The sequence below is a fragment of the Streptomyces sp. DT224 genome (genome assembly GCF_049844595.1).
Lineage (GTDB): Bacteria > Actinomycetota > Actinomycetes > Streptomycetales > Streptomycetaceae > Streptomyces.
The window spans coordinates 748,507-769,227 of record NZ_JBNCLI010000001.1 but is presented as its reverse complement, the minus strand read 5'-3'; the positions used below and the strand labels follow the sequence as shown (position 1 = coordinate 769,227).

The 20,721-nt window shown below is 72.9% G+C and carries 15 protein-coding genes; 3 read left to right on the top strand and 12 right to left on the bottom strand.

The genetic code is table 11. The annotated features are described in order from the left end of the window. Window positions 1-23: 23 nt before the first annotated feature. From ACLQ2N_RS03635 to ACLQ2N_RS03590, 10 genes are all read right to left on the bottom strand, one after another. Window positions 24-593: a GNAT family N-acetyltransferase gene (locus ACLQ2N_RS03635; protein ID WP_425808873.1), complete on the bottom strand. Its 570-nt coding sequence runs from the start codon at window positions 591-593 to the stop codon at window positions 24-26. Between the two features lie 178 nt (window positions 594-771). Beyond that, entirely contained in the window at window positions 772-1,617 is an 846-nt protein-coding gene (locus ACLQ2N_RS03630; RefSeq protein ID WP_425808871.1) for a GNAT family N-acetyltransferase, read from the bottom strand. Between the two features lie 170 nt (window positions 1,618-1,787). Further along, window positions 1,788-2,942, bottom strand: a complete 1,155-nt coding sequence (gene ispG, locus ACLQ2N_RS03625; protein WP_164399522.1) for a flavodoxin-dependent (E)-4-hydroxy-3-methylbut-2-enyl-diphosphate synthase — start codon at window positions 2,940-2,942, stop codon at window positions 1,788-1,790. Between the two features lie 186 nt (window positions 2,943-3,128). Continuing rightward, the gene (locus ACLQ2N_RS03620; protein WP_425808869.1) at window positions 3,129-4,439 is read right to left on the bottom strand and encodes a M50 family metallopeptidase; all 1,311 of its coding nucleotides are present in this window, start codon (window positions 4,437-4,439) and stop codon (window positions 3,129-3,131) included. Continuing rightward, on the bottom strand, window positions 4,436-5,698 hold the full coding sequence (gene dxr / locus ACLQ2N_RS03615; protein ID WP_425808867.1) for a 1-deoxy-D-xylulose-5-phosphate reductoisomerase: 1,263 nt from the start codon (window positions 5,696-5,698) through the stop codon (window positions 4,436-4,438). The genes ACLQ2N_RS03620 and dxr overlap by 4 nt, the downstream gene beginning before the upstream one ends. 76 nt (window positions 5,699-5,774) lie before the next feature. Then, on the bottom strand, window positions 5,775-7,010 hold the full coding sequence (gene aroA, locus ACLQ2N_RS03610) for a 3-phosphoshikimate 1-carboxyvinyltransferase (RefSeq protein WP_425808865.1): 1,236 nt from the start codon (window positions 7,008-7,010) through the stop codon (window positions 5,775-5,777). 80 nt (window positions 7,011-7,090) lie between these two features. Then, complete coding sequence (locus ACLQ2N_RS03605) at window positions 7,091-9,037, bottom strand: acyl-CoA dehydrogenase family protein (RefSeq protein ID WP_425808863.1); 1,947 nt, start codon at window positions 9,035-9,037, stop codon at window positions 7,091-7,093. A 197-nt stretch (window positions 9,038-9,234) separates the two neighbouring features. Then, window positions 9,235-10,680, bottom strand: a complete 1,446-nt coding sequence (locus ACLQ2N_RS03600; RefSeq protein WP_425808861.1) for an aldehyde dehydrogenase family protein — start codon at window positions 10,678-10,680, stop codon at window positions 9,235-9,237. A 107-nt stretch (window positions 10,681-10,787) separates the two neighbouring features. Further along, complete coding sequence (locus tag ACLQ2N_RS03595) at window positions 10,788-12,356, bottom strand: PucR family transcriptional regulator (RefSeq protein ID WP_425808859.1); 1,569 nt, start codon at window positions 12,354-12,356, stop codon at window positions 10,788-10,790. Window positions 12,357-12,537: 181 nt separating this feature from the next. Beyond that, window positions 12,538-14,973: an ATP/GTP-binding protein gene (locus tag ACLQ2N_RS03590; protein ID WP_425808857.1), complete on the bottom strand. Its 2,436-nt coding sequence runs from the start codon at window positions 14,971-14,973 to the stop codon at window positions 12,538-12,540. Between the two features lie 248 nt (window positions 14,974-15,221). Here ACLQ2N_RS03590 and gabT point away from each other — a divergent pair, with 248 nt between their 5' ends. Together gabT and ACLQ2N_RS03580 are read left to right on the top strand one after the other, a co-directional pair. Further along, window positions 15,222-16,562 carry a 4-aminobutyrate--2-oxoglutarate transaminase gene (gene gabT / locus ACLQ2N_RS03585; protein WP_425808855.1) on the top strand — a complete coding sequence of 447 codons (1,341 nt, stop codon included), beginning with the start codon at window positions 15,222-15,224 and terminating at the stop codon, window positions 16,560-16,562. Window positions 16,563-16,664: 102 nt separating this feature from the next. Continuing rightward, complete coding sequence (locus tag ACLQ2N_RS03580) at window positions 16,665-17,483, top strand: phosphatase PAP2 family protein (protein ID WP_425808853.1); 819 nt, start codon at window positions 16,665-16,667, stop codon at window positions 17,481-17,483. Here the strand turns inward: ACLQ2N_RS03580 and ACLQ2N_RS03575 are convergent. Together ACLQ2N_RS03575 and ACLQ2N_RS03570 are read right to left on the bottom strand one after the other, a co-directional pair. Next, window positions 17,437-19,266 (bottom strand): chitinase, encoded by a 1,830-nt coding sequence (locus ACLQ2N_RS03575; protein ID WP_425808851.1) that lies wholly within the window; start codon window positions 19,264-19,266, stop codon window positions 17,437-17,439. The genes ACLQ2N_RS03580 and ACLQ2N_RS03575 overlap by 47 nt on opposite strands. Window positions 19,267-19,435: 169 nt before the next feature. Beyond that, window positions 19,436-19,894: a hypothetical protein gene (locus ACLQ2N_RS03570; protein WP_425808849.1), complete on the bottom strand. Its 459-nt coding sequence runs from the start codon at window positions 19,892-19,894 to the stop codon at window positions 19,436-19,438. Between the two features lie 168 nt (window positions 19,895-20,062). Here ACLQ2N_RS03570 and ACLQ2N_RS03565 point away from each other — a divergent pair, with 168 nt between their 5' ends. Continuing rightward, complete coding sequence (locus tag ACLQ2N_RS03565; RefSeq protein WP_425808995.1) at window positions 20,063-20,632, top strand: NADAR family protein; 570 nt, start codon at window positions 20,063-20,065, stop codon at window positions 20,630-20,632. Window positions 20,633-20,721: the final 89 nt, after the last annotated feature.

Genomic DNA, 20,721 nt, shown 5'->3' with positions numbered 1-20,721 from the left:
GGCCCGTGCGGGCGGAAATCCATTCAGCGAGCGCGGCGCAGCGGCAGGGGCGCTCCCATGACCGCGTACGGCCTGGGGGCGCTGGGGAAGTGCACCTGGCGGGCCAGGTCCTGGTAGCCGAGGGAGCGGTAGAGGCCGCGGGCCGGGCTGTCGGTGTCGATCGCGGAGAGGATCGAGCGGGGCTGGGCGACGGCGTCGGTGACGGTGGTGATCAGGGCGCGGCCGAGGCCCCGGTTCTGGAAGTCCGGGTGGACGTGGAGCTCGGTGATCACGAAGGCGTCGTCCAGCCAGTGGGCGCTGCCGGTGGCGCGGAGGTAGGGCTCGACCACGGTGGACCACCAGTGGCCGCGGTCGTTGGGCATGCCGTAGACGAAGCCGACGAGCCGTCCCTCGGGTGTCAGGGCGCCGAGCGCGCGGGCGTGCGGGTGGTCGAGGTGCCGGAGCACGATGTGCCGGCGGACTTCGACCTCCGCGGCGCTCAGGCCGAAGGCGACGGCCTGGACGGCCAGTGCCTCGTCGACGCGGGCCGCGAGGTCGATCGGCCCGACCCGGACGCCGGTGGTGCGGGGGCCGCCCCCGGAATCTGCTGCCATGGGCCGACCCTACTGTCCGGGCCGCCCGGGGTCTTTCGTTTGGATCAGGCCGGATCGGGGAGCGGGGCGTGGTGCGTGCGGCTGCGAGGCGGAGGGGGGGCGACAACGCGGCAGGGGTGCGTGCACGCCCCGCGAGCCCGGCATGATCCGGACGACAGGCTCCCTGGGCGGGGGCCGGTCAGAAGAGCACGCTCATGAAGGCGCCGGTCTCCCGGAAGCCGATGCGGCGGTACGCCTTGCGCGCGGGGGTGTTGTAGTCGTTGACGTACAGGCTGACGACCGGGGCGACGTCGGCCAGCGCGTACCGCAGTACGGCGGCCATGCCGGTCTCGGAGAGGCCGCGGCCGCGGTATTCGGGGGCGACCCACACGCCCTGGATCTGGCACACCTGGGGGGTGGTGGCGCCGATCTCCGCCTTGAAGACGACCTTGCCGTCGTCGATCCGGGCGAAGGAGCGGCCGGCGCCGATGAGTTCGGCGACGCGGGCCTGGTAGAGGAGTCCGCCGTCGCCGGCGAGCGGGGAGACGCCGACCTCCTCGGTGAACATGTCCACGCAGGCGGGCATGAGGACGTCCATCTCGTCCTTGCGGACGCGGCGGACCAGCGGGTCGGGTTCCACGTCGGCGGACGGGCTCTCGGTGACCATGAGGGGCTGGTTGGCCCGGACGTCGCGGGCGGGGCCCCAGCCGGGTTCGAGGAGGCGCCACAGCTCTGCGGTGGGCTCGGCGGGTCCGACGATCGAGGAGCAGCGGCGGCCGGCCCTGCGGGCGCGGTCGGCGAAGGCGCGGACGGCTTCGGGACCGGCGCAGATGGGGACGAGGTTGGCGCCCGAGTAGCACAGGGAGCGGAGGCGGCCGTCGGCGTACCAGCCCCACATCTCGCCGCCGAGGCGCCAGGGGTCGAGTCCGGCGATCTGGACGCGGGACGTCACGAAGGCGTTGGCCACGGGCTCGCTCTCCAGGACGGCGAGCGCGGCACCGAGGTCGCTGGGTTCGAGGACCCGGGTGGTGGTGTGCGTCAACACGAGGGGGCCTCACCATGCGGTCTGCTGATTTCCGCACTTTAACCGAAGACCCTGAGCGACGCCGCCCGTGCCCGGGAACGGCTGTGCGCACCCGCCCCGAGGCCGCGCGCGGAAGCGCCCCGCCGAGGAGGTCCTGCGTTCCTCGTGGGGCGCTGCCGGGGGCTTCAGGGTCAGCTGATGGAGACCTCGGGCTCGCCGGAGGCGATGCCGTCCTTCTCCATCTGCTCGGCGATCTTCATGGCTTCCTCGATGAGGGTCTCCACGATCTTCGACTCGGGCACGGTCTTGATGACCTCGCCCTTGACGAAGATCTGGCCCTTGCCGTTGCCGGAGGCGACACCGAGGTCGGCCTCGCGGGCCTCGCCGGGGCCGTTGACGACGCAGCCCATGACGGCGACGCGCAGCGGGACCTCCATGCCCTCCAGGCCGGCGCTGACCTGGTCGGCGAGCTTGTAGACGTCGACCTGGGCGCGGCCGCAGGAGGGGCAGGAGACGATCTCCAGGCGGCGCTGGCGAAGGTTCAGCGACTCCAGGATCTGGATGCCGACCTTGACCTCCTCGGCGGGCGGCGCGGAGAGCGAGACGCGGATGGTGTCGCCGATGCCCTCGCTGAGCAGGGCGCCGAAGGCGACGGCCGACTTGATGGTGCCCTGGAAGGCGGGGCCGGCCTCGGTGACGCCTAGGTGCAGCGGGTAGTCGCACTGGGCGGCGAGCTGGCGGTAGGCGTTCACCATCACGACCGGGTCGTTGTGCTTGACCGAGATCTTGATGTCGCGGAAGTCGTGCTCCTCGAAGAGGGACGCCTCCCAGAGCGCGGACTCGACCAGCGCCTCGGGGGTGGCCTTGCCGTACTTCTTCAGCAGCCGGGCGTCCAGGGAGCCGGCGTTGACGCCGATCCGGATCGGCGTGCCGGCGTCCTTCGCGGCGCGCGCGATCTCCTTGACCTTGTCGTCGAACTGCTTGATGTTGCCCGGGTTCACGCGCACCGCCGCGCAGCCGGCGTCGATCGCTGCGAACACGTACTTGGGCTGGAAGTGGATGTCCGCGATCACCGGGATCTGCGATTTGGACGCGATGGTCTTCAGGGCGTCCGCGTCGTCCTGCGTGGGACAGGCCACACGCACGATCTGGCAGCCGGAGGCGGTGAGTTCGGCGATCTGCTGAAGCGTCGCGCCGATGTCCGACGTACGGGTCGTCGTCATCGACTGCACCGAGACGGGCGCGTCCCCGCCGACCGCAACCGATCCGACCTGGATCTTCCGGCTGGCCCGCCGTTCGGCGAGCTTGGTCGGAACGGCGGGCATTCCGAGAGAAATCGCAGTCATGCGCTGAGCATCCCCAAGGTGTGGATCGAGGTCCCGGTATCGGCGGGCTCCGGCCTTCGAGGTTACGTCACCGGAAGCGGCCGGGAGCACACCGCGTCCGGCCCCGTACGGAATGTCGGCCCGCCGGACGCGCCCCGCACACCGCCGGTCACTCGCGGTGCACCGGACACGTCCGGCGTGCCCGGGTCAGGAGATCTTGACCGGGTTGACCACGTCGGCGACGAGGACGAGCAGGGTGAAGCAGATGAAGACCCCGGCGACCACGTAGGCGACGGGCATCAGCTTGGCGACGTCGAACGGGCCGGGGTCGGGGCGCTTGAAGATGCGGGCCGTGTTCCGGCGCAGCGCCTCCCACAGGGCCCCCGCGATGTGGCCGCCGTCGAGCGGGAGCAGCGGCAGCATGTTGAAGAGGAACAGCGAGAGGTTGAAGCCGGCCAGCAGGAACAGCATCATCGCGATCTGGTTCTCCGCCGGGACGTCCAGCGTCATCACCTCGCCGCCGATGCGCGCCGCGCCGACGACGCCTACCGGGGAGTCCGCCGCTCGCTCGCCGTCGCCGAAGGCGGCGTCCCACAGGGCGGGGATCTTGGAGGGGAGGGCGATGATCGAGTCGACGCCGTTCTCCACCATGTCGCCCATGCGGACGACCGAGTCGCCGAAGGAGAGCGGGAGGATCTTCGTCTGGGCGGCGAAGCCGAGGTAGCCGGCCGTGACGAACTCGCCGGCGACCGCTTCGCCGTGGGAGTCCTTCTTGGCGACGGCGTTCTTCAGGAGGACCGCGTGCAGGTCCTTCTCCTGTCCGTCGCGTTCCACCGTGATGGTGGCGGGCCCGACGGTGTCGCGGATGCGGTCGGAGAGGGTGTCCCAGGAGTCCATCCGCTCGCCGTCGAAGGCGACGATCCGGTCGCCCTTCTTCAGCCCGGCGGCCTGCGCGGGCGAGACGGCGTCGGACTTCTCGCAGGTCTCGCGCTTGGCGCTCTGCGGGATGACGCACTTCTGGACGCCGGCGACCTCGGTGGTGTTGGTCTGGAAGCCGAAGGACATGGCGACGCCGAGGAAGATCGCGACGGCCAGCACCAGGTTCATGAAGGGGCCGGCGAACATGACGATGACGCGTTTCCACGGCTTGCGGGTGTAGAAGAGGCGGTCCTCGTCGCCCGGCTGCAACTCCTCGAAGGAGGCGGATCTGGCGTCCTCGATCATGCCGCGCCAGGGCGAGGTGGAGCGGGCCTCCAGCTTCCCGTCGGGGCCGGGCGGGAACATCCCGATCATCCGGATGTAGCCGCCGGCCGGGATGGCCTTGATGCCGTACTCCGTGTCGCCCTTCTTGCGGGACCAGATGGTGGGGCCGAAGCCGACCATGTACTGGGGCACGCGGACGCCGAAGAGCTTGGCGGTGGAGAGGTGGCCCAGCTCGTGCCAGGCGATGGAGAAGAGCAGACCGAACGCGAAGACGGCGATGCCGAGAATCGTCAGCAGGATCGTCGTCATGCTCATGCGCGTGCCTCCGCAATGGCCTTGGCCGAGAGTTCCCGGGCCCGGGTCCGCGCCCAGGTCTCCGCTTCGAGTACGTCCGCGACGGTGAGAGAAGTTCCCGATTCCGGTGTGCCGTGTTCGCCCACCACCGCGGTGACCGTGTCCATGATGCCGTTGAAGGGCAGCTTCCCGGACAGGAACGCGTCGACGCACTCCTCGTTGGCCGCGTTGAACACGGCGGGCGCGGTGCCGCCCAGCGCGCCGACGTGCCGGGCGAGACCGACGGACGGGAAGGCTTCGGTGTCCAGCGGGAGGAACTCCCAGGTGGACGCCTTCGTCCAGTCGAACGCGGGCGCCGCGTCCGGGACGCGCAGCGGCCAGCCGAGGCCGATGGCGATGGGGCCGCGCATGTCGGGCGGGGTGCACTGGGCGAGCGTGGAGCCGTCGGTGAACTCGACCATGGAGTGCACGTAGGACTGGGGGTGGACGACGACCTCGATGCGGTCGAAGGGGATGTCGTAGAGCAGGTGCGCCTCGATGACTTCGAGGCCCTTGTTGACCAGGGTGGCCGAGTTCACGGTGATGACCGGGCCCATGGCCCAGGTCGGGTGCGCCAGGGCCTGCTCGGGGGTGACGTCGGCCAGCTCGCTCCTGGTGCGGCCGCGGAAGGGGCCGCCGGACGCGGTGACGACGAGCCGGCGCACATCGGCGCGGGTGCCGCCGGCGAGCGCCTGGAAGAGCGCGGCGTGCTCCGAGTCGACGGGGATGATCTGCCCCGGGGCGGCCAGTGCCTTGACCAGGGGGCCGCCGACGATCAGGGACTCCTTGTTGGCGAGCGCCAGGGTGCGGCCCGCCTTCAGGGCGGCCAGGGTGGGGGCGAGTCCGATGGAGCCGGTGATCCCGTTGAGCACGGTGTGGCAGTCGCTCGCGGCCAGCTCCGTCGCCGCGTCGGGTCCGGCGAGGATCCCGGGGAGCGGCTCGCCTGCCCCGTACTCCTGGCGCAGCGCCTCGCGCAGGGCGGGTACGGCCTCGGGCGAGGCGACGCCGACGGTGCGCACCTTCAGCAGGCGGGCCTGCTCGGCGAGGAGGGCGACCCGGCCGCCGGCCGCGGACAGCGCGGTGACGCGGAAGCGGTCGGGGTTGCGCAGCACCAGGTCGATGGCCTGGGTGCCGATGGACCCGGTGGAGCCGAGGATGACGAGATCCCGGCGTCCTTCCACGGCGTCGAAGACGAGGTGCGGGTCGGCGAGAGGGGCAGGGCTGTCGGTCATGCGCCCCATTGTCGCCGCTCCCCCTGTGCGCGGGGACAGGGTGCCCCGGGCCGGCCCGTCCGTGTCCCCCTCCCCGCGCTCCTCCTCAGCCGGTGGCGGCGGCGAACGCCTCGTGGAAGCCGGGGAACGTCTTGCGTACGCAGCCGGGGTCGTCGTACGTGATGCCGGGGGTGCGCAGGCCGGCGACCGCGAACGACATGACGATGCGGTGGTCGCCGTGCGTCTCGATCTCGACGGGCCGGGGCGTGCCGGGCCGGATCTCGATCCAGTCGGGGCCCGTGGTGACCGTGATGCCCATGCGCCGCAGGTTGTCCGCGCACGCCTCCAGCCGGTCGCACTCCTTCACGCGGGTGTTGCCGACGTCCTCAATGCGTACGGGCCCCGAGGCGAAGGGGGCGATCGCGGCGAGGGTGGGCATGGTGTCGGAGATGTCGCGCATGTTGACGGTGAGGCCGCTCAGGGTGCCGGTCGAGCGGACCGTGGTGGCGCCGTCCTTCATGGTCACGTCGGCGCCCATGCGGCGCAGGACGTCGGTGAACCGCAGGTCCCCCTGGAGTGCGCCCTCGGCGAGTCCGGGGACGGTGATCTCGCGGCCGGTGAGGGCGGCGGCGGCGAAGAAGTAGCTCGCGGTGGAGGCGTCGGGTTCGACGGCGTAGGTGGTGGCGCGGTAGCCGCCGGGCTCCACGGTGAAGACGGCGCCCTCGGGGCCGCTCCGGGTGACCCGGGCGCCGAAGGAGCGCATCATCGCCAGGGTGATCTCGATGTAGGGCGCCGAGACGAGGTCGGTGACGGTGATCCGCAGCCCGGTCTCCGTGAGCGGGCCGAGCATCAGCAGGGCGGTGAGGTACTGACTGGACTGCCCGGCGTCCAGGGTGAGCTCGCCGCCCTTGATGCCCGCGGCCTCGATGCGCAGCGGGTGGTGGCCCTCGGCCTCCTCGTGGCGCAGGTCGACGCCGAGGGTGCGCAGGGCCTCGGTGAGCGGGGCCAGGGGGCGGCGGCGCATCTGCGCGGAGGCGTCGAAGCGGTAGCTGCCGCGGGCGCCGGCCGCCGCGAGGGTGGGCAGGAAGCGGGCGGTGGTGGCCCCGTCACGGCAGTAGACCTCGGCCTCGGTGGCGGCGGGCCCGGCGGGGCGGCCGGTGATGTGCCAGGCCTCCGCCTCCTGCTCGACCTCGTAGCCGAGCGCGGTGAGACCGGCCGCGAACCCCTCGGTGTCGTCGGAGCGGAGCGGGCGTACGAGCGTGCTTCGGCCGTTCGCAGCGGCGGCCAGGAAGAGGGCGCGCGCGGTGACGGACTTGGAACCGGGGACATGGATGACGGTCACGGGCGCCCATCCTGCCGTGGACCGGGGCATGCGGCGGGGCGCGTCCAGCGACTGGACGCGCCCCATCCTGCCCCGGCCGCTCAGCGGATGGGCCGGTGCACGTTCTCCTGCGTCGACGGGCCGGGGGTCGCGTCGGCGATCCAGGGGCCCTCGCCGCTCGGGTCGACCACGCCCTCCTCCAGCCAGCCGTACGTGCCGGACAGAACGCCCTCCACGACGCGCCGGTCGAGGTCGTCGGTGTTGGACCAGAGCCGGGTGAACAGCTCCTCGACGCGGATGCGGGCCTGGCGGCAGAAGGCGTCGGCGAGCTGGTACGCCTCGCGGCCGTGCTCGTCCGTGGCGCGCAGGTGCTCGGCGCGGACGCAGGCGGCGCTCATCGCGAAGAGTTCGGCGCCGATGTCCACGATCCGGCCGAGGAAGCCCTGTTTGGTCTCCATCCGGCCCTGCCAGCGGGACATGGCGTAGAACGTGGAGCGGGCCAGCTTGCGCGAGGCGCGTTCGACGTACCGCAGATGCGTGGCCAGGTCCGGGTGGCCGGCCGGGTGGAACTCCGCGTAGGCGGTGGGGAGCTGACCCGGGCCCGCGACGAGCTTGGGCAGCCACGTGGCGTAGAAGCCGGCCGCGTTGGCACCGGCCTTCGCCTTGGCGGAGAGCGGCTTGTCGGGGTCGATGATGTCGCCGGCGACCTTGAGGTGGGCGTCGACGGCCTCACGTGCGATGAGCAGGTGCATGATCTCCGTGGAGCCCTCGAAGATGCGGTTGATCCGCATGTCGCGGAGCATCTGCTCGGCGGGCACGGCCCGTTCGCCCCGGGCGGCGAGGGACGCGGCGGTCTCGAAGCCGCGTCCGCCGCGGATCTGGACCAGTTCGTCGGCGATCAGGCAGCCCATCTCGGAGCCGTACAGCTTGGCGAGCGCCGCCTCGATGCGGATGTCGTTGCGGTCCTCGTCGGCCATCTGCGAGGCGAGGTCGACCACGGCTTCGAGGGCGAAGGTGGTCGCGGCGATGAAGGCGATCTTGGAGCCGACGGCCTCGTGCCGGGCGACCGGCCTGCCCCACTGCTCGCGGACGGCGGACCACTCGCGGGCGATCTTCAGGCACCACTTGCCGGAGCCGACGCACATCGCGGGCAGCGAGAGCCGGCCGGTGTTGAGCGTGGTGAGCGCGATCTTGAGTCCGGCGCCCTCGGGCCCGATGCGGTTGGCGGCGGGCACGCGCACCTGGTGGAAGCGGGTGACGCCGTTCTCGATGCCGCGCAGGCCCATGAAGGCGTTGCGGTGCTCCACGGTGATGCCGGGGGCGTCCGCCTCGACCACGAACGCGGTGATGCCGCCCTTGCCCTCCGGCGACTTCGGTACGCGTGCCATGACGACCAGCAGGTCCGCGACGACGCCGTTGGTGGTCCACAGCTTGACTCCGTCGAGGACGTAGTCGTCGCCGTCCCGGACGGCGGTGGTGGCGAGCCGCGCCGGGTCGGAGCCGACGTCCGGCTCGGTGAGGAGGAAGGCCGAGATGTCGGTGCGGGCCAGCCGGGGCAGGAAGGTGTCCTTCTGCTCCTGGGTGCCGAAGGTCTTCAGGGGCTGCGGCACGCCGATCGACTGGTGGGCGGAGAGCAGCGCACCGATCGCGGGGCTCGCGGAGCCGGCCAGGGCGAGGGCGCGGTTGTAGTAGACCTGGGTCAGGCCGAGGCCGCCGTACTTGACGTCGATCTTCATGCCGAGCGCGCCGAGTTCCTTGAGGCCGTTCACGACCTCGTCGGGAATTTTCGCCTCGCGTTCGATGAGGGCGCTGTCGACCCGGGTCTCGCAGAACTCGCGGAGCCGGGCGAGGAATTCCTCGCCGCGCCGGACGTCCTCGCCGGCGGGCTGCGGGTGCGGGTGGATCAGGTCCAGGCGGAAGCGGCCGAGGAAGAGTTCCTTGGCGAAGCTGGGTTTGCGCCAGTCCTGTTCCCGGGCGTCCTCGGCGACCTGGCGCGCTTCGCGTTCGGTGACCTTGGGCGTGGGCTGTTGTGCGGATGGAGCGGACATGAGGGCTCACCTCGCCGCGTCGTCGGGTGGGAGTACCCGGCAGGCGCACGGGCGGGAGCGCCGCCCGTGCGTACCTGTCCGGTTCTACTCGTCCGTATGTACCCGATTCCCGCCGCCCCGACCAGCCTCGGGGCGCCGATCGGGTCGGCCGCCACTCCACTGCCCGCCGCCGGGTGCGGCATGCGCCCGCGTGGGCGTCAGAGCGCGAGGCCCGTGAGGACGAGGACGCGCTCGTAGGTGTAGTCGTCCATCGCGTAGCGGACGCCCTCGCGGCCCACGCCGGACTGCTTGGCTCCGCCGTACGGCATCTGGTCGGCGCGGTACGAGGGGACGTCGCCGATGATCACGCCGCCGACCTCCAGCGCGCGGTGGGCGCGGAAGGCGGCCTGGATGTCGTGGGTGAACACGCCTGCCTGGAGGCCGTACTGCGAGGCGTTGACGGCGGCGAACGCCTCGGCCTCGCCGGTCACCTTCTGCACGGACAGGACCGGGCCGAAGACCTCCTCGGTGGCGAGGGTGACGCCGTCGGGCAGCCCGGCGAGGACGGTCGGGGCGTACGTCGATCCGTCGCGCCTGCCGCCCGCGAGGAGCTGGGCGCCCGCCGCGACGGCCTCGTCGACCCAGGACTCGACGCGCCGGGCGGCGGCCTCGTCCACGAGCGGGCCGACGTCGGTGGTGGGGTCGGACGGGTCACCGGTGACCTGGGCCTCCACGGCGGCGACGATCCTGGGCAGCAGGCGGTCGTAGACCGCGGCGTCGGCGATGACGCGCTGGACCGAGATGCAGGACTGGCCGCCCTGGTAGTTGGAGAAGGTGGCGATGCGGTTCGCCGCCCAGTCCAGGTCCTCGTCGGAGGCGTAGTCGCCGAGGACGACGGCGGCCCCGTTGCCGCCGAGCTCCAGCGTGCAGTGCTTACGGGGCACCGAGTCCATGATCGCGTAGCCGACGGGGGCCGACCCGGTGAAGGAGATCACGGGCAGCCGCTCGTCCTGGACCAGGGCGGGCATCCGGTCGTTGGGGACGGTGAGGACGGACCAGGAGCCGGCCGGGAGGCCGGTCTCGGCCAGCAGCTCGCCCAGGACCAGCGAGGAGACCGGGGTGGCCGGGGCCGGCTTGAGGATGATCGGGACACCGACGGCGATGGCCGGGGCGACCTTGTGGGCGCTCAGGTTCAGCGGGAAGTTGAAGGGCGCGATGCCGAGGACCGTGCCGCGCGGGAAGCGCCGGGTCAGGCCGAGCCGGCCGGTGCCGCCGGCGTCGGTGTCCAGGCGCTGGGCCTCGCCGCTGTTGAACCGGCGGGCCTCCTCGGAGGCGAAGCGGAAGACGGACACGGCCCGCCCGACCTCGCCGCGCGCCCACTTGATGGGCTTGCCGTTCTCGGCGGAGATCAGCCGGGCGATCTCCTCGGTGCGCTCGGCGAGCCGGCGGGCCACGTGGTCGAGCGCGGCGGCGCGGACGTGGGCCGGGGTCGCGGCGAACTCCTCGCGCACGGCGTGCGCGGCGGCGACGGCCTCCTCGACCTGGGCCTCCGTCGGGACGGAGACCGCCCCGACGAGGCGCCCGTCCCAGGAGTTGGTGACGTCGAAGCTTTCCTCGCCGGTGGCCTGGCGGCCGGCCAGCCAGAAGGCGTGGGTGGAGGTCATGGAGTTCCGGCCCTTCGATGGCGTGGGGTGTGTCCGCCCCCACGGTAGGGCCGGGAAGGCCGCCCGGCGCTTGTCCTGCGTGGAGCAGAGCGGGTCCGGAGCGCGCCTTATTGGCCAGGGGCCGAGGTGACCTTCAGGGCGAGCCAGAGCTCCATCCGGACGTCCGGGTCGTCCAGCGAGCGCCCGAGGATCTCCTCCACCCGCCGCATCCGGTAGCGCAGGGTGTGCCGGTGGACTCCCAGGTCGGCTGCGGCCGCGTCCCACTGGCCGTGGTGCGAGAGCCAGGCGCGCACGGAGGCGACCAGATCGCCCCGGCCCTTGGCGTCGTGCTCGTACAGGGCGCGGAGCATGCCGTCCGCGAAGGCCCGCACCGCGTCGTCGGCGAGCAGCGGCAGCACGGACCCGGTAGCCAGCTCCGCGTGCTCGACCAGGGCCCTGCCCCGGCGGCGGGCCACCGAGAGGGCCTGCTCGGCCTGCTTGTACGCGGCGGACACGGCGACCGGGCCCGCCGGTGCGGACATGCCCACCACGACATCGGTCTCCTGGGCGGCGGCCGGCTCGCGCGGCGTCAGCTGGTCCTGCGCCTCGGCGTACGTCTGGCAGGCGGTCACCGCCGCGCCGCCGTCGGCGGCCAGCACCAGCAGGCGCTCGCCCTCGGGCACCATCAGCAGGGTCTCGCCGGACCGGTCGGCGGCGGTGTCCAGCGCGTCGGCCAGGAGCGCCGTGGCCGAGGGGTCCTGGCCCTCGGCGATGAGCAGCCGGAAGGGGGCGTCGAGCAGCCCGCCGTAGAGGTCCCCGGCGACCGCGCGGGCATGGTCGGGCTGGCCCGCGAGCAGCATCCGCAGCACCGCCGCGCCGAGGCGCTGTTCGGCGCCCTGGAGGGCGCGGGAGCGGGCGGTGGTGAGGGTGAGCAGGGCGACCGCCGAGTGCACGGCGTAGCGCTCGGCGGTGCCGAGGGCCGCCCCGGTGCCGACGGCGAGGGCGCCGCGGACCCGGCGGCCGGTGCCCAGGGACTGGAGCTCGACGCGGTCGTCGGTGTCGCCGACGACGATGCTGGCCGGGGCCGGGCGGGCCCGCAGCCGTTCCACCTCGGGGGTGAGCCGGGCTGCGCGGCGGGCCGCCCAGTCGGGCGCGGCGGCCACGACGGCTCCGGCGGTGTCGTAGAGGGCGGCCCAGCCGTTGACGTGGGCGGCGAGGCGGGCGAGGAGGGCGGCCGGACCGTCCCCGGCGAGCGCCGCGCTCGTCAGCTCCCGCTGCGCCTCGAAGCCGGCGGTGACCGCGCGATACTGGTCGGCCGCGATGTGCGAGGAGACGGCCTTGGCGATGGCGATGAAGGGGGTGCGACGGGGCACTTCGAGCAGCGGGAGCCCGGCTTCCTCGGCGGCACCGATCAGGGGCCGGGGCACCTCGTCGTAGTTGACGCCGACGGCGAAGCCGAGCCCGGCGACCCCGGCGTCGGCGAGCCGGCGCACGTAACGTCCCATCGCCTCGGGGTTGTCGGCGTCCAGGTTGGTCGCGGTGACCAGTAGCAGTTCGCCGCCCTCCATGTAGGGGACGGGGTCGGTCAGCTCGCTGGCGTGCGCCCAGCGCACCGGGGTGTCGAGGCGGTCCGCCCCCGCGCGCACCGTGAGTTTGAGCGCCGAGTGCTGGACGAGCGAGGCGAGCGTGGGCGGCATGGGGATGAGGGCCTTCGGCAGGGGGCGATTTCGCCGTCCCGTATGAACGGCTCACTTCGATTCTGCCAGGGTGGCAGAGTTCCTGTCACCGCTGCCACTCGTGTCCCTCGCGCCCCTGCCGCCTTTCCCCTCACCGCTGCCACTCGTGTCCCCCGGGACACCTGCCGCCCCTCCCCTGTCGTCAGCCGGCCAGCCGCACGAGCAGCGGGGGCATGTGCTCGCCGCCGACCGTGGTCAGGGAGAGCACCGCGTGGCCGTGCGGCAGTTCGTAGGCGAGCGCGGAGGCGGACCACCGCTCCCGCTCGACCTGGCGCACGGTCACCGCGTCCGTGGTCACGGCCTTGCCGGTGGCCATCTTGCGCAGGGAGTGCAGGGCGCGGGTGAGCGGCTGGTCGGCGAAGACGCCGTGCTGGGCGACCTCGCGGACCTCCACCCATTCCTTGCCCCACGCCTCCGCGAAGCGCTTGCCGTCCCAGGTGGTGAGGCCGGGGAAGACCATGGTGCAGCCGAACGCACCGAGCAGCGCCGAGTGCAGCCCCTCCGGCACGTCGTCCAGGGTGCGCAGGGCGAGGACCGCCCCGGCGTTGACGGACCGGAGGCGGCGGATGCCCCGGACGGTGTCGGCGGTGACGGTGTGGGTGGCGTCGTCCAGCACGAGGCAGACGAACAGCGAGCGGTCGGTGCGGGCGGCGGCGACGGCGTTGAACTGGGCGAGCACCAGGCGGGCCAGGATGCGGGACGCCTCGGCGTGGACCCGCTCCGGCAGGTCGACGCGGACCCGCAGCGGGTGCCTGCCCAGGGAGCGCAGCGAGAACGGCCGGGCGTCCTCGCCGGTGGCGAAGAACCCGGCGAAGGCGGGCCGGTCGAGCGCGGCGATCCGGTCGGCCAGGACGGCGGCCGGGTCGGCGCCGCCGCCCGCCTGCCGGGCCCTGGCCTCCAGTTCGCGCAGCATCGCCTGGTGGCCCCCGGCCTCCAGGGCCTCGCGCAGGGCGCCGAGCGCGGTGGCGGAGCCTTCGAGGAGTTCGCGGAGTTCGGGTACGGAGGGGAAGCGGCCGTGGACCGTGCGGAACGGGCCGAGCAGCTGCCCGAGGGCGGTCGCGGCGCGCCGGGTGTCCAGGGTGGGGATGTCCCCGGCCAGCCCCTCGGCGAGTGCGGCCGCGGCCTCGTCCGGGTCGGTGGTGCCGCCGTACAGGTCGAAGTCGTGCAGGGACGCGGGATCGCCGATGCGGATGACGACGTCGTAGGCGTCGTCCGGGCCGAGCCCGCCGCCCGCCCCGCCGACGGCGAGCACCGCCGCCTGGCCGGTGAGCGCCCGCAGCGCGAGGGCTTCCACGACGGGCCGGACGACCCGCTCGGTCTTGCCGGACCCCGGCGGCCCGACGGCCAGCAGGGAGGTGCCGAGCGACGCGGGTTCCAGCGCCATGCCGGAGCCCCGGCGCGGGTAGGGGTTGCGCGGGTCGTCGGCGCACTCCCCGATGCGGACCTGGCCGGTGAGCGGGTCGTGGGTGGCGGTGCGCCGGGGCACGTCCCGGAAGCCGGAGGGGTGCAGGAAGGCGTCGGCCCCCTTGCGCAGCACGGTCTCCGTGAAGGAGGCCAGCCGGTCGGGGCGGCCGCGCGCCCCGTTCCAGGCGTGGCCCACCCGTACGCAGTCCACGTCGTTCATCCGGCCCGCGTAGACGGCGGCGGTCAGCGCTTCGGCGGCGTCGGCCGAACCGGCGGCACGCAGGTCGGGCCAGTGGGCGCGCAGGGGGCCGTCCGCCGGGGCGGGGGCGGCGGTGGGCTCCTGCGGGGCGGGCTCGCGGCGGAGGAAGGGGCCGAGCTCCGTCGACCAGTGGCCGGTCCGGGCGAACGGCCAGGCGATCGCGGAGCCGATCAGGGCGTAGAGCACGAGCACGACGAGCAGCGCCGCGTACTTGTTGCCGCCGCCCTGCATCCAGCTGGTGGGGACCGCGGGGAAGACGAGGTCGGCGAGGGGGACCCGGCGCGTCCAGACGAGCCACAGGGTGAGCAGCGCGCCGCCCAGGGTGAGGACGAGCCGGGCGCGGGCGAGGTTCGGGCCGGCGAAGTAGCGGAAGACGCCTGCCCAGCCGCCGACCCGGGCGGCCCAGAAGCCGAGGCCGAGGACGAGCACCTGGTAATAGAGGGTCGTGGAGTTGACGACGAGGGCGGGGGCGTCGTCCCTGAGCCCGCCGAAGGTCCACCACTCGGGGCCGGTGATGATCTCGATCGGCTTGCTGACGTAGGGGACGCTGCGCTCGGTGAGCAGCAGCCAGAGCAGGAGCCACAGGACGAGCGTCGCGGCCGGGCCCACCAGTGAGGGGCGCGGCGGGCGCTCGGCCGGCCGGGGCGTGAATCCGTACCGCCAGACGCCGGGTCCCGCCTCGGGGCGGGGCGCGTTGAACCAGTCGGCGGTGGGCGCGGCGGTGCCCGGGGCCGGGGTGTGCGGGAGGGGCGGCGGCACGGCGGGGGGCCGGGCGGGCGGCGGGACCGCGGGCGGGTAGGCGGGCGGGGCGGTGGGGGGCGGACCCGCCGGACGCGGTACGGAGCCTTTGGCGCGCGCCTCGGGCGGCTGCGTGCCCCGCGTCTCCCACGCGCCGTGCGTACCGTCGTTGTCCATGAACCGTTGCCCCCTTGACCAGCCAGGTCCGTCGCTGCAACGGCCAATCTAGTGCGCGCACACGGTGAGTTCAGCAACGCGCCCGGATAGTGACCGCCGGGATGACGCCCCGTACCTCCGCGCCGCCTTCTGTCCTTCGTGGACAACGACACGTACGCGACCACTACCGATCGGAGCATGCCCCGCCCACGCTCCCGCGCCTAGCCTGCACAGCGAAGAAGCGTCCGAAACACCCCCAGGAGCCCCGCATGACCGAAATCCCGCAGGAGCGCCGACTCGTCACCGCCATCCCCGGTCCGAAGTCGGTCGAGCTGCAAGACCGCCGGCTCGCGGCGGTCGCCGCGGGCGTCGGCTCCACGCTGCCGGTGTTCACCGCGCGGGCGGGCGGCGGGATCATCGAGGACGTGGACGGCAACCGCCTGATCGACTTCGGTTCCGGTATCGCCGTGACCTCGGTCGGCGCCTCCGCCGAGGCCGTCGTGCGCCGCGCCTCCGCGCAGCTCGCGGACTTCACGCACACCTGCTTCATGGTCACGCCGTACGAGGGGTACGTGGAGGTCTGCGAGCGGCTCGCGGAGCTGACCCCGGGGGACCACGCGAAGAAGTCCGCGCTGTTCAACTCGGGCGCCGAGGCCGTCGAGAACGCGGTGAAGATCGCCCGCGCGTACACCAGGCGGACCGCGGTCGTCGTGTTCGACCACGGCTACCACGGCCGAACGAACCTCACGATGGCGCTGACCGCCAAGAACATGCCGTACAAGCACGGCTTCGGCCCGTTCGCGCCGGAGGTGTACCGGGTGCCGGTGGCGTACGGCTACCGCTGGCCGACCGGCGCCGAGAACGCCGGCGCGGAGGCGTCCGCCCAGGCCATCGACCAGATCACCAAGCAGATCGGCGCGGAGAACGTCGCCGCGATCATCATCGAGCCGGTGCTCGGCGAGGGCGGCTTCATCGAGCCGGCCAAGGGCTTTCTGCCGGCGATCGCCCGGTTCGCCGAGGACAACGGCATCGTCTTCGTGGCCGACGAGATCCAGTCGGGCTTCTGCCGGACCGGCCAGTGGTTCGCCTGTGAGGACGAGGGCATCGTCCCGGACCTGATCACCACGGCCAAGGGCATCGCGGGCGGTCTCCCGCTGTCGGCCGTGACCGGCCGCGCCGAGATCATGGACGCGGCGCACGCGGGCGGCCTCGGCGGTACGTACGGCGGCAACCCCGTGGCCTGCGCGGGCGCCCTCGGGGCGATCGAGACGATGCGCGAGCTGGACCTGAACAAGAAGGCGAAGCGGATCGAGGAGGTCATGAAGGGCCGCCTCGAAGGGATGCGCGCGAAGCTGCCGAACGGCGGGCTGATCGGCGACATCCGGGGCCGCGGCGCGATGATCGCCATCGAGCTGGTGAAGCCGGGCACGAAGGACCCGAACCCCGAGGCCGCCACCCGGCTCGCGAAGGCGTGCCACGCCGAGGGCGTCCTGGTCCTGACCTGCGGCACGTACGGCAACGTGCTGCGCTTCCTGCCGCCGCTGGTGATCGGCGAGGATCTGCTGAACGAGGGCCTGGACGTCCTGGAAGGCGCCTTCGCCGGGATCTGAACCCGGGTTCCGTGTGCGCCTGTGAAGAAAAGGTGGGGGGCCGATGGCGGGATACCGTACCCGCTATCGGTCCCCCCTTCGCCTGACGTACGGTTTTCGCAGATGAGAGAAACACCCCGCCCGCAGGGGACTGCGGGTGAATCCGGGTCGGGGCTTCCTCGGCACCGTCCCGGGCGTGCCTTCGCGCACACCACTGGGGCATCACGCTCCGGAACTCCTCACCGATCGGATGGCCGCTCGCCCCACACCCCCCGGGGCGCGCGGCAAACCGGTCCACTCGTCCGCTCCGGAACAACCCCCCCAGTTCCGGGGCGGACGGCTTTTTTCCTTTCCCTGGTGTCGGGCCTGTCGGCCCTCTTCGCGCTGACCACCTGGCAGATCGCCGCCGACGGCCCACTGCGCGGCCTCGACGAGCGCGCCGGACGGGCCCTCGTCGGCCACGGTCCCCGGTGGCTCACCGAGTTCTGCGCCGATCTCGGCAACATGCAGGTCGCCCTTCCGGTGCTGGCCTGCGCGATCGGCTGGTCGCTGCTGCGCGAACGGCGGTGGGAGGTGCTGGGCGCTGCCCTCGCGATGGCGGCGGTGCCCCTGCTCGTCGTACCGCTGAAGGCCTGGATCGCCCGGCCCGGGCCGCTCACGGACGCCACCGGCTTCTACCCGTCCGGTCACGCGGCGACGGCCGCGGTGGCGTACGGGGCCTCGGCGCTGCTGCTGACCGGGCGGGTGCGGCCGGCGTGGATGATGCCCGTCATCGCCGTCCTGCTGACGGCGATGACGGGCATCGGTCTGGTGCTCCGCGGCTATCACTGGCCGCTGGATGTGCTGGGCAGCTGGTTCCTGTGCGGGCTGCTGCTCCTGCTGCCGTACGGGCTGGTCAGCCGAAGTAGGCGTCGAAGTTCTTCGAGAACTCCCAGTTGTTGAAGCGGTCCCAGTTGACGGACCAGGTCATCAGGCCGCGCAGGCCCGACCAGGTGCCGTGGGTGGCGTAGGAACCGCAGTCGGTCTTCTTGGTGAGGCAGTTCAGCGCCTTGGTGACCTCGGCGGGCGAGGTGTGTCCGTTGCCCGCCTGGGTGGAGGCCGGCAGACCGATCGCGATCTGGTCGGGCCGCAGCCCGGGGAAGACCTTCGTCCGGTCGCCGGCGACGGGGAAGCCGGCCATCAGCATGTCGGTCATCGCGATGTGGAAGTCGGCGCCGCCCATGGAGTGGTACTGGTTGTCCAGACCCATGATGGAGCCCGAGTTGTAGTCCTGGACGTGCAGCAGGGTGAGGTCGTCGCGCAGCGCGTGGATCACCGGCAGGTAGGCCCCGGCGCGCGGGTCCTGGCCGCCCCAGGGACCGGAGCCGTAGTACTGGTATCCGAGCTGGACGAAGAAGGTCTCGGGGGCCATGGTGAGGACGAACTTCTCGCCGTACTTGGCCTTGAGGGTCTTCACCGCCGAGATCAGGTTGACGATCACCGGGGTGGTGGGGTTCCGGAAGTCGGTGTCCCCGGTGTTCAGCGAGAGCGAGTGGCCCTCGAAGTCGATGTCCAGGCCGTCGAGGCCGTACTCGTCGATGATCTTGCTCACCGAGGAGACGAACATGTCCCGCGCGGCGGTGGTGGCGAGCTGCACCTGGCCGTTCTGACCGCCGATGGAGATCAGCACCTTCTTGCCGGCGGCCTGCTTGGCCTTGATGGCCGCCTTGAACTCGGCTTCGGACTCGACGTTCGGGCACTCGGTGACCGGGCAGAGCTTGAAGCGGATGTCGCCCGAGGTGACGGAGGTCGGCTCGCCGAAGGCCAGGTCGATGACGTCCCAGGAGTCGGGCACGTCCGCCATGCGCGTGTAGCCGGAACCGTTGGCGAAGCTGGCGTGCAGATAGCCGACGAGCGCGTGGGCGGGCAGCTGGGTACCGGTACCGCCGTCGCCTCCGCCGCCCTGGGCGGTGGTGGCCGGCACGGCGGCGGACTTCGCGGACTCACCCGCCTCGTTCACCGCGCTGACCTGGAAGCTGTACGCGGTCGAGGCGCTGAGGCCCGTCACCGTCGCCGAGGTCCCGGTGACGCTCTGGACCTTGGTGCCGCCCCGGTAGACGTTGTAGCCGGTGGCCCCGGGGGAGCCCGCCCAGGAGAGGGCGACCGAGGAGGCGGTGACCGTACCGGCCTTGAGGCCCGTGGGGACGGAGGGGAGCACGACCGGGTCGCCGCCGGGGCCGATCAGGCTGACGTCGTCGGCGTAGTAGGCCGGGGTCCCGTACCAGCCGTGCGTGTAGATGCCGACCGAGCTGGTGGACGGCCCGGTCGTGAAGGTGGTCGTCAGCTTCTGCCAGCCGGGGGCGGACTGCGTCCAGGTGGAGACGTCCGTCGTGCCGGTGCCCGAGGCACCGAGGTAGACGTAACTCCCCTGCACCCAGGCGCTCAGCGTGTACGTGGAGCCGGGCTTGACCTTCACGGACTGGGAGCACTTGGCGTTGTCGCTGCCGGCCGGGGTGGCCTTCAGCGCCGACGTCCCGCCGTGCACGGGGGTGCTGACGGCCGCTCCGCTGCCGCCGGAGCAGTTCCAGCCGGACAGCCCCGCCTCGAAGGTGCCGTTGCTCGCCACCTCGATGTCGGCCGCGGCGGCGGTGGGCGCCGATGCGGCGAGGCCGCCGACGGCGAGCAGGGCGGCCGAGAAGGCGGCCACCAGTCCGGTCATGCGGGCGGGGGGTCTTGTGCGTTCCACAACGGCCTCCGTACAGGGGGGAATTGGTGCGGCGCGGGGAATTGATGCGGCGCGCACAACATGGTCCAGACCAATCGGGTTGTCAAGACCTCTGGCAGCGACCGGCGTACGGGGACCTCCTGCGGCGAACCCGCCCCGCGGACGCTGACGACTCGTCACGCGGGCCGCTTCAGCCCCCCTCGCCTCCCGTCGGGCCCGCCGCCGCCTCGTGCATCGCGAGTTCCAGGAGAGTGGCGTCGGTGAGGGTGCCCGAGCCGTCGGGCGGGACGAGCCAGCGCACCTTCCCGGCCGGGCGGCCCGGGTGCGGGACGACGATCCAGGTGCCGCGCCCGGCCCCCCGGACGCCCGTGCCGACCCAGCGGGCGGCGGTGCCCGGAGGGACGAAGAACCCCATCCGGGACTCGCCGAAGTCCGCGAGGACCGGCCCCGGCCGGTCGATGAGCCGGGTGAGCACGTCGAGCGTGGGGTAGCCCAGCTCCCCCGGCAGGATGAGCACGTCCCAGCGCCTGCCGGCGGGCAGGAGCGCGATCCCCCGCGGATCGCGCTCCCAGTCCCACCGGCAGGCGACCGGATCGGGCGCCGCCGATGCCAGCCACTCGACCGCTGCCCCGACCTCCGAGCCCTTCATGGCCCGCCTCCCTAAGTCCGTGTCGCGCCGGCCGGGTGGCGGGCGCGTTCACCGGGGAGAGCGGGCCGGGGCCGGTTCATGACGCGGGTTCGGCTCCCCATGGGCGGTGATCTGGGTCACGCGGGCCCGTTGTCAGTGGCGGGTGGCAGACTCCGGAGCATGGAACACATGGGGGACGTGCGCAGTGTCGAAGACCTCGTCGAGCTGGCCGGCCGCGGCGAGAAGGTGACGTACCTGCACTTCTGGGGGCACCGGCCGCGCCCGGACGGCAGCATCGGCGCGAGCTGCCTGAGTCAGTGGTGGCCCTCGCCGTTCACGGTCGACGGCGTGACGTACGCGTCGGCGGAGCACTGGATGATGGCCGAAAAGGCCCGCCTGTTCGGCGACGCGGAGGCGGCGGAGCGGGCGGTGGCCGCGAAGAGCCCCGCCGAGGCGAAGAAGATCGGCCGGCTGGTCCGGGGCTTCGACGACGCCGTCTGGAAGCGTGAGCGGTACGGCCTGGTGGTGGCGGGCAGCGTGCACAAGTTCGGCCAGGACGCCGAGCTGGCCGCGTTCCTGCTGCGCACCGGTGACCGGGTGCTGGTGGAGGCGAGCCCGATGGACCGGATCTGGGGCATCGGGCTCGCGGCGGACGACCCGCGCGCGCAGGAGCCGGCCCAGTGGCGGGGGCTCAATCTGCTGGGGTTCGCACTGATGGCGGCCCGGGACGAGCTGCGGAGCGCGGCCGGGTCCATATGAGACGGGGGGGGGGGGGGGGGGGGGCGGGGCGCGCGCCGGGCCCCCCGGGCGGGGGGGGGGCCGGCCGGGACGCGGCCGCGGGTGGGCGC

Bases quoted from the DNA above. Each gene is read 5' to 3' on its own strand.
- ACLQ2N_RS03635 (WP_425808873.1), bottom strand. From the start codon at position 593: ATGGCAGCAGATTCCGGGGGCGGCCCCCGCACCACCGGCGTCCGGGTC.
- ispG (WP_164399522.1), bottom strand. From the start codon at position 2,942: ATGACTGCGATTTCTCTCGGAATGCCCGCCGTTCCGACCAAGCTCGCC.
- ACLQ2N_RS03620 (WP_425808869.1), bottom strand. From the start codon at position 4,439: ATGAGCATGACGACGATCCTGCTGACGATTCTCGGCATCGCCGTCTTC.
- dxr (WP_425808867.1), bottom strand. From the start codon at position 5,698: ATGGGGCGCATGACCGACAGCCCTGCCCCTCTCGCCGACCCGCACCTC.
- ACLQ2N_RS03605 (WP_425808863.1), bottom strand. From the start codon at position 9,037: ATGTCCGCTCCATCCGCACAACAGCCCACGCCCAAGGTCACCGAACGC.
- ACLQ2N_RS03600 (WP_425808861.1), bottom strand. From the start codon at position 10,680: ATGACCTCCACCCACGCCTTCTGGCTGGCCGGCCGCCAGGCCACCGGC.
- ACLQ2N_RS03595 (WP_425808859.1), bottom strand. From the start codon at position 12,356: ATGCCGCCCACGCTCGCCTCGCTCGTCCAGCACTCGGCGCTCAAACTC.
- ACLQ2N_RS03590 (WP_425808857.1), bottom strand. From the start codon at position 14,973: ATGGACAACGACGGTACGCACGGCGCGTGGGAGACGCGGGGCACGCAG.
- gabT (WP_425808855.1), top strand. From the start codon at position 15,222: ATGACCGAAATCCCGCAGGAGCGCCGACTCGTCACCGCCATCCCCGGT.
- ACLQ2N_RS03580 (WP_425808853.1), top strand. From the start codon at position 16,665: ATGAGAGAAACACCCCGCCCGCAGGGGACTGCGGGTGAATCCGGGTCG.
- ACLQ2N_RS03570 (WP_425808849.1), bottom strand. From the start codon at position 19,894: ATGAAGGGCTCGGAGGTCGGGGCAGCGGTCGAGTGGCTGGCATCGGCG.
- ACLQ2N_RS03565 (WP_425808995.1), top strand. From the start codon at position 20,063: ATGGGGGACGTGCGCAGTGTCGAAGACCTCGTCGAGCTGGCCGGCCGC.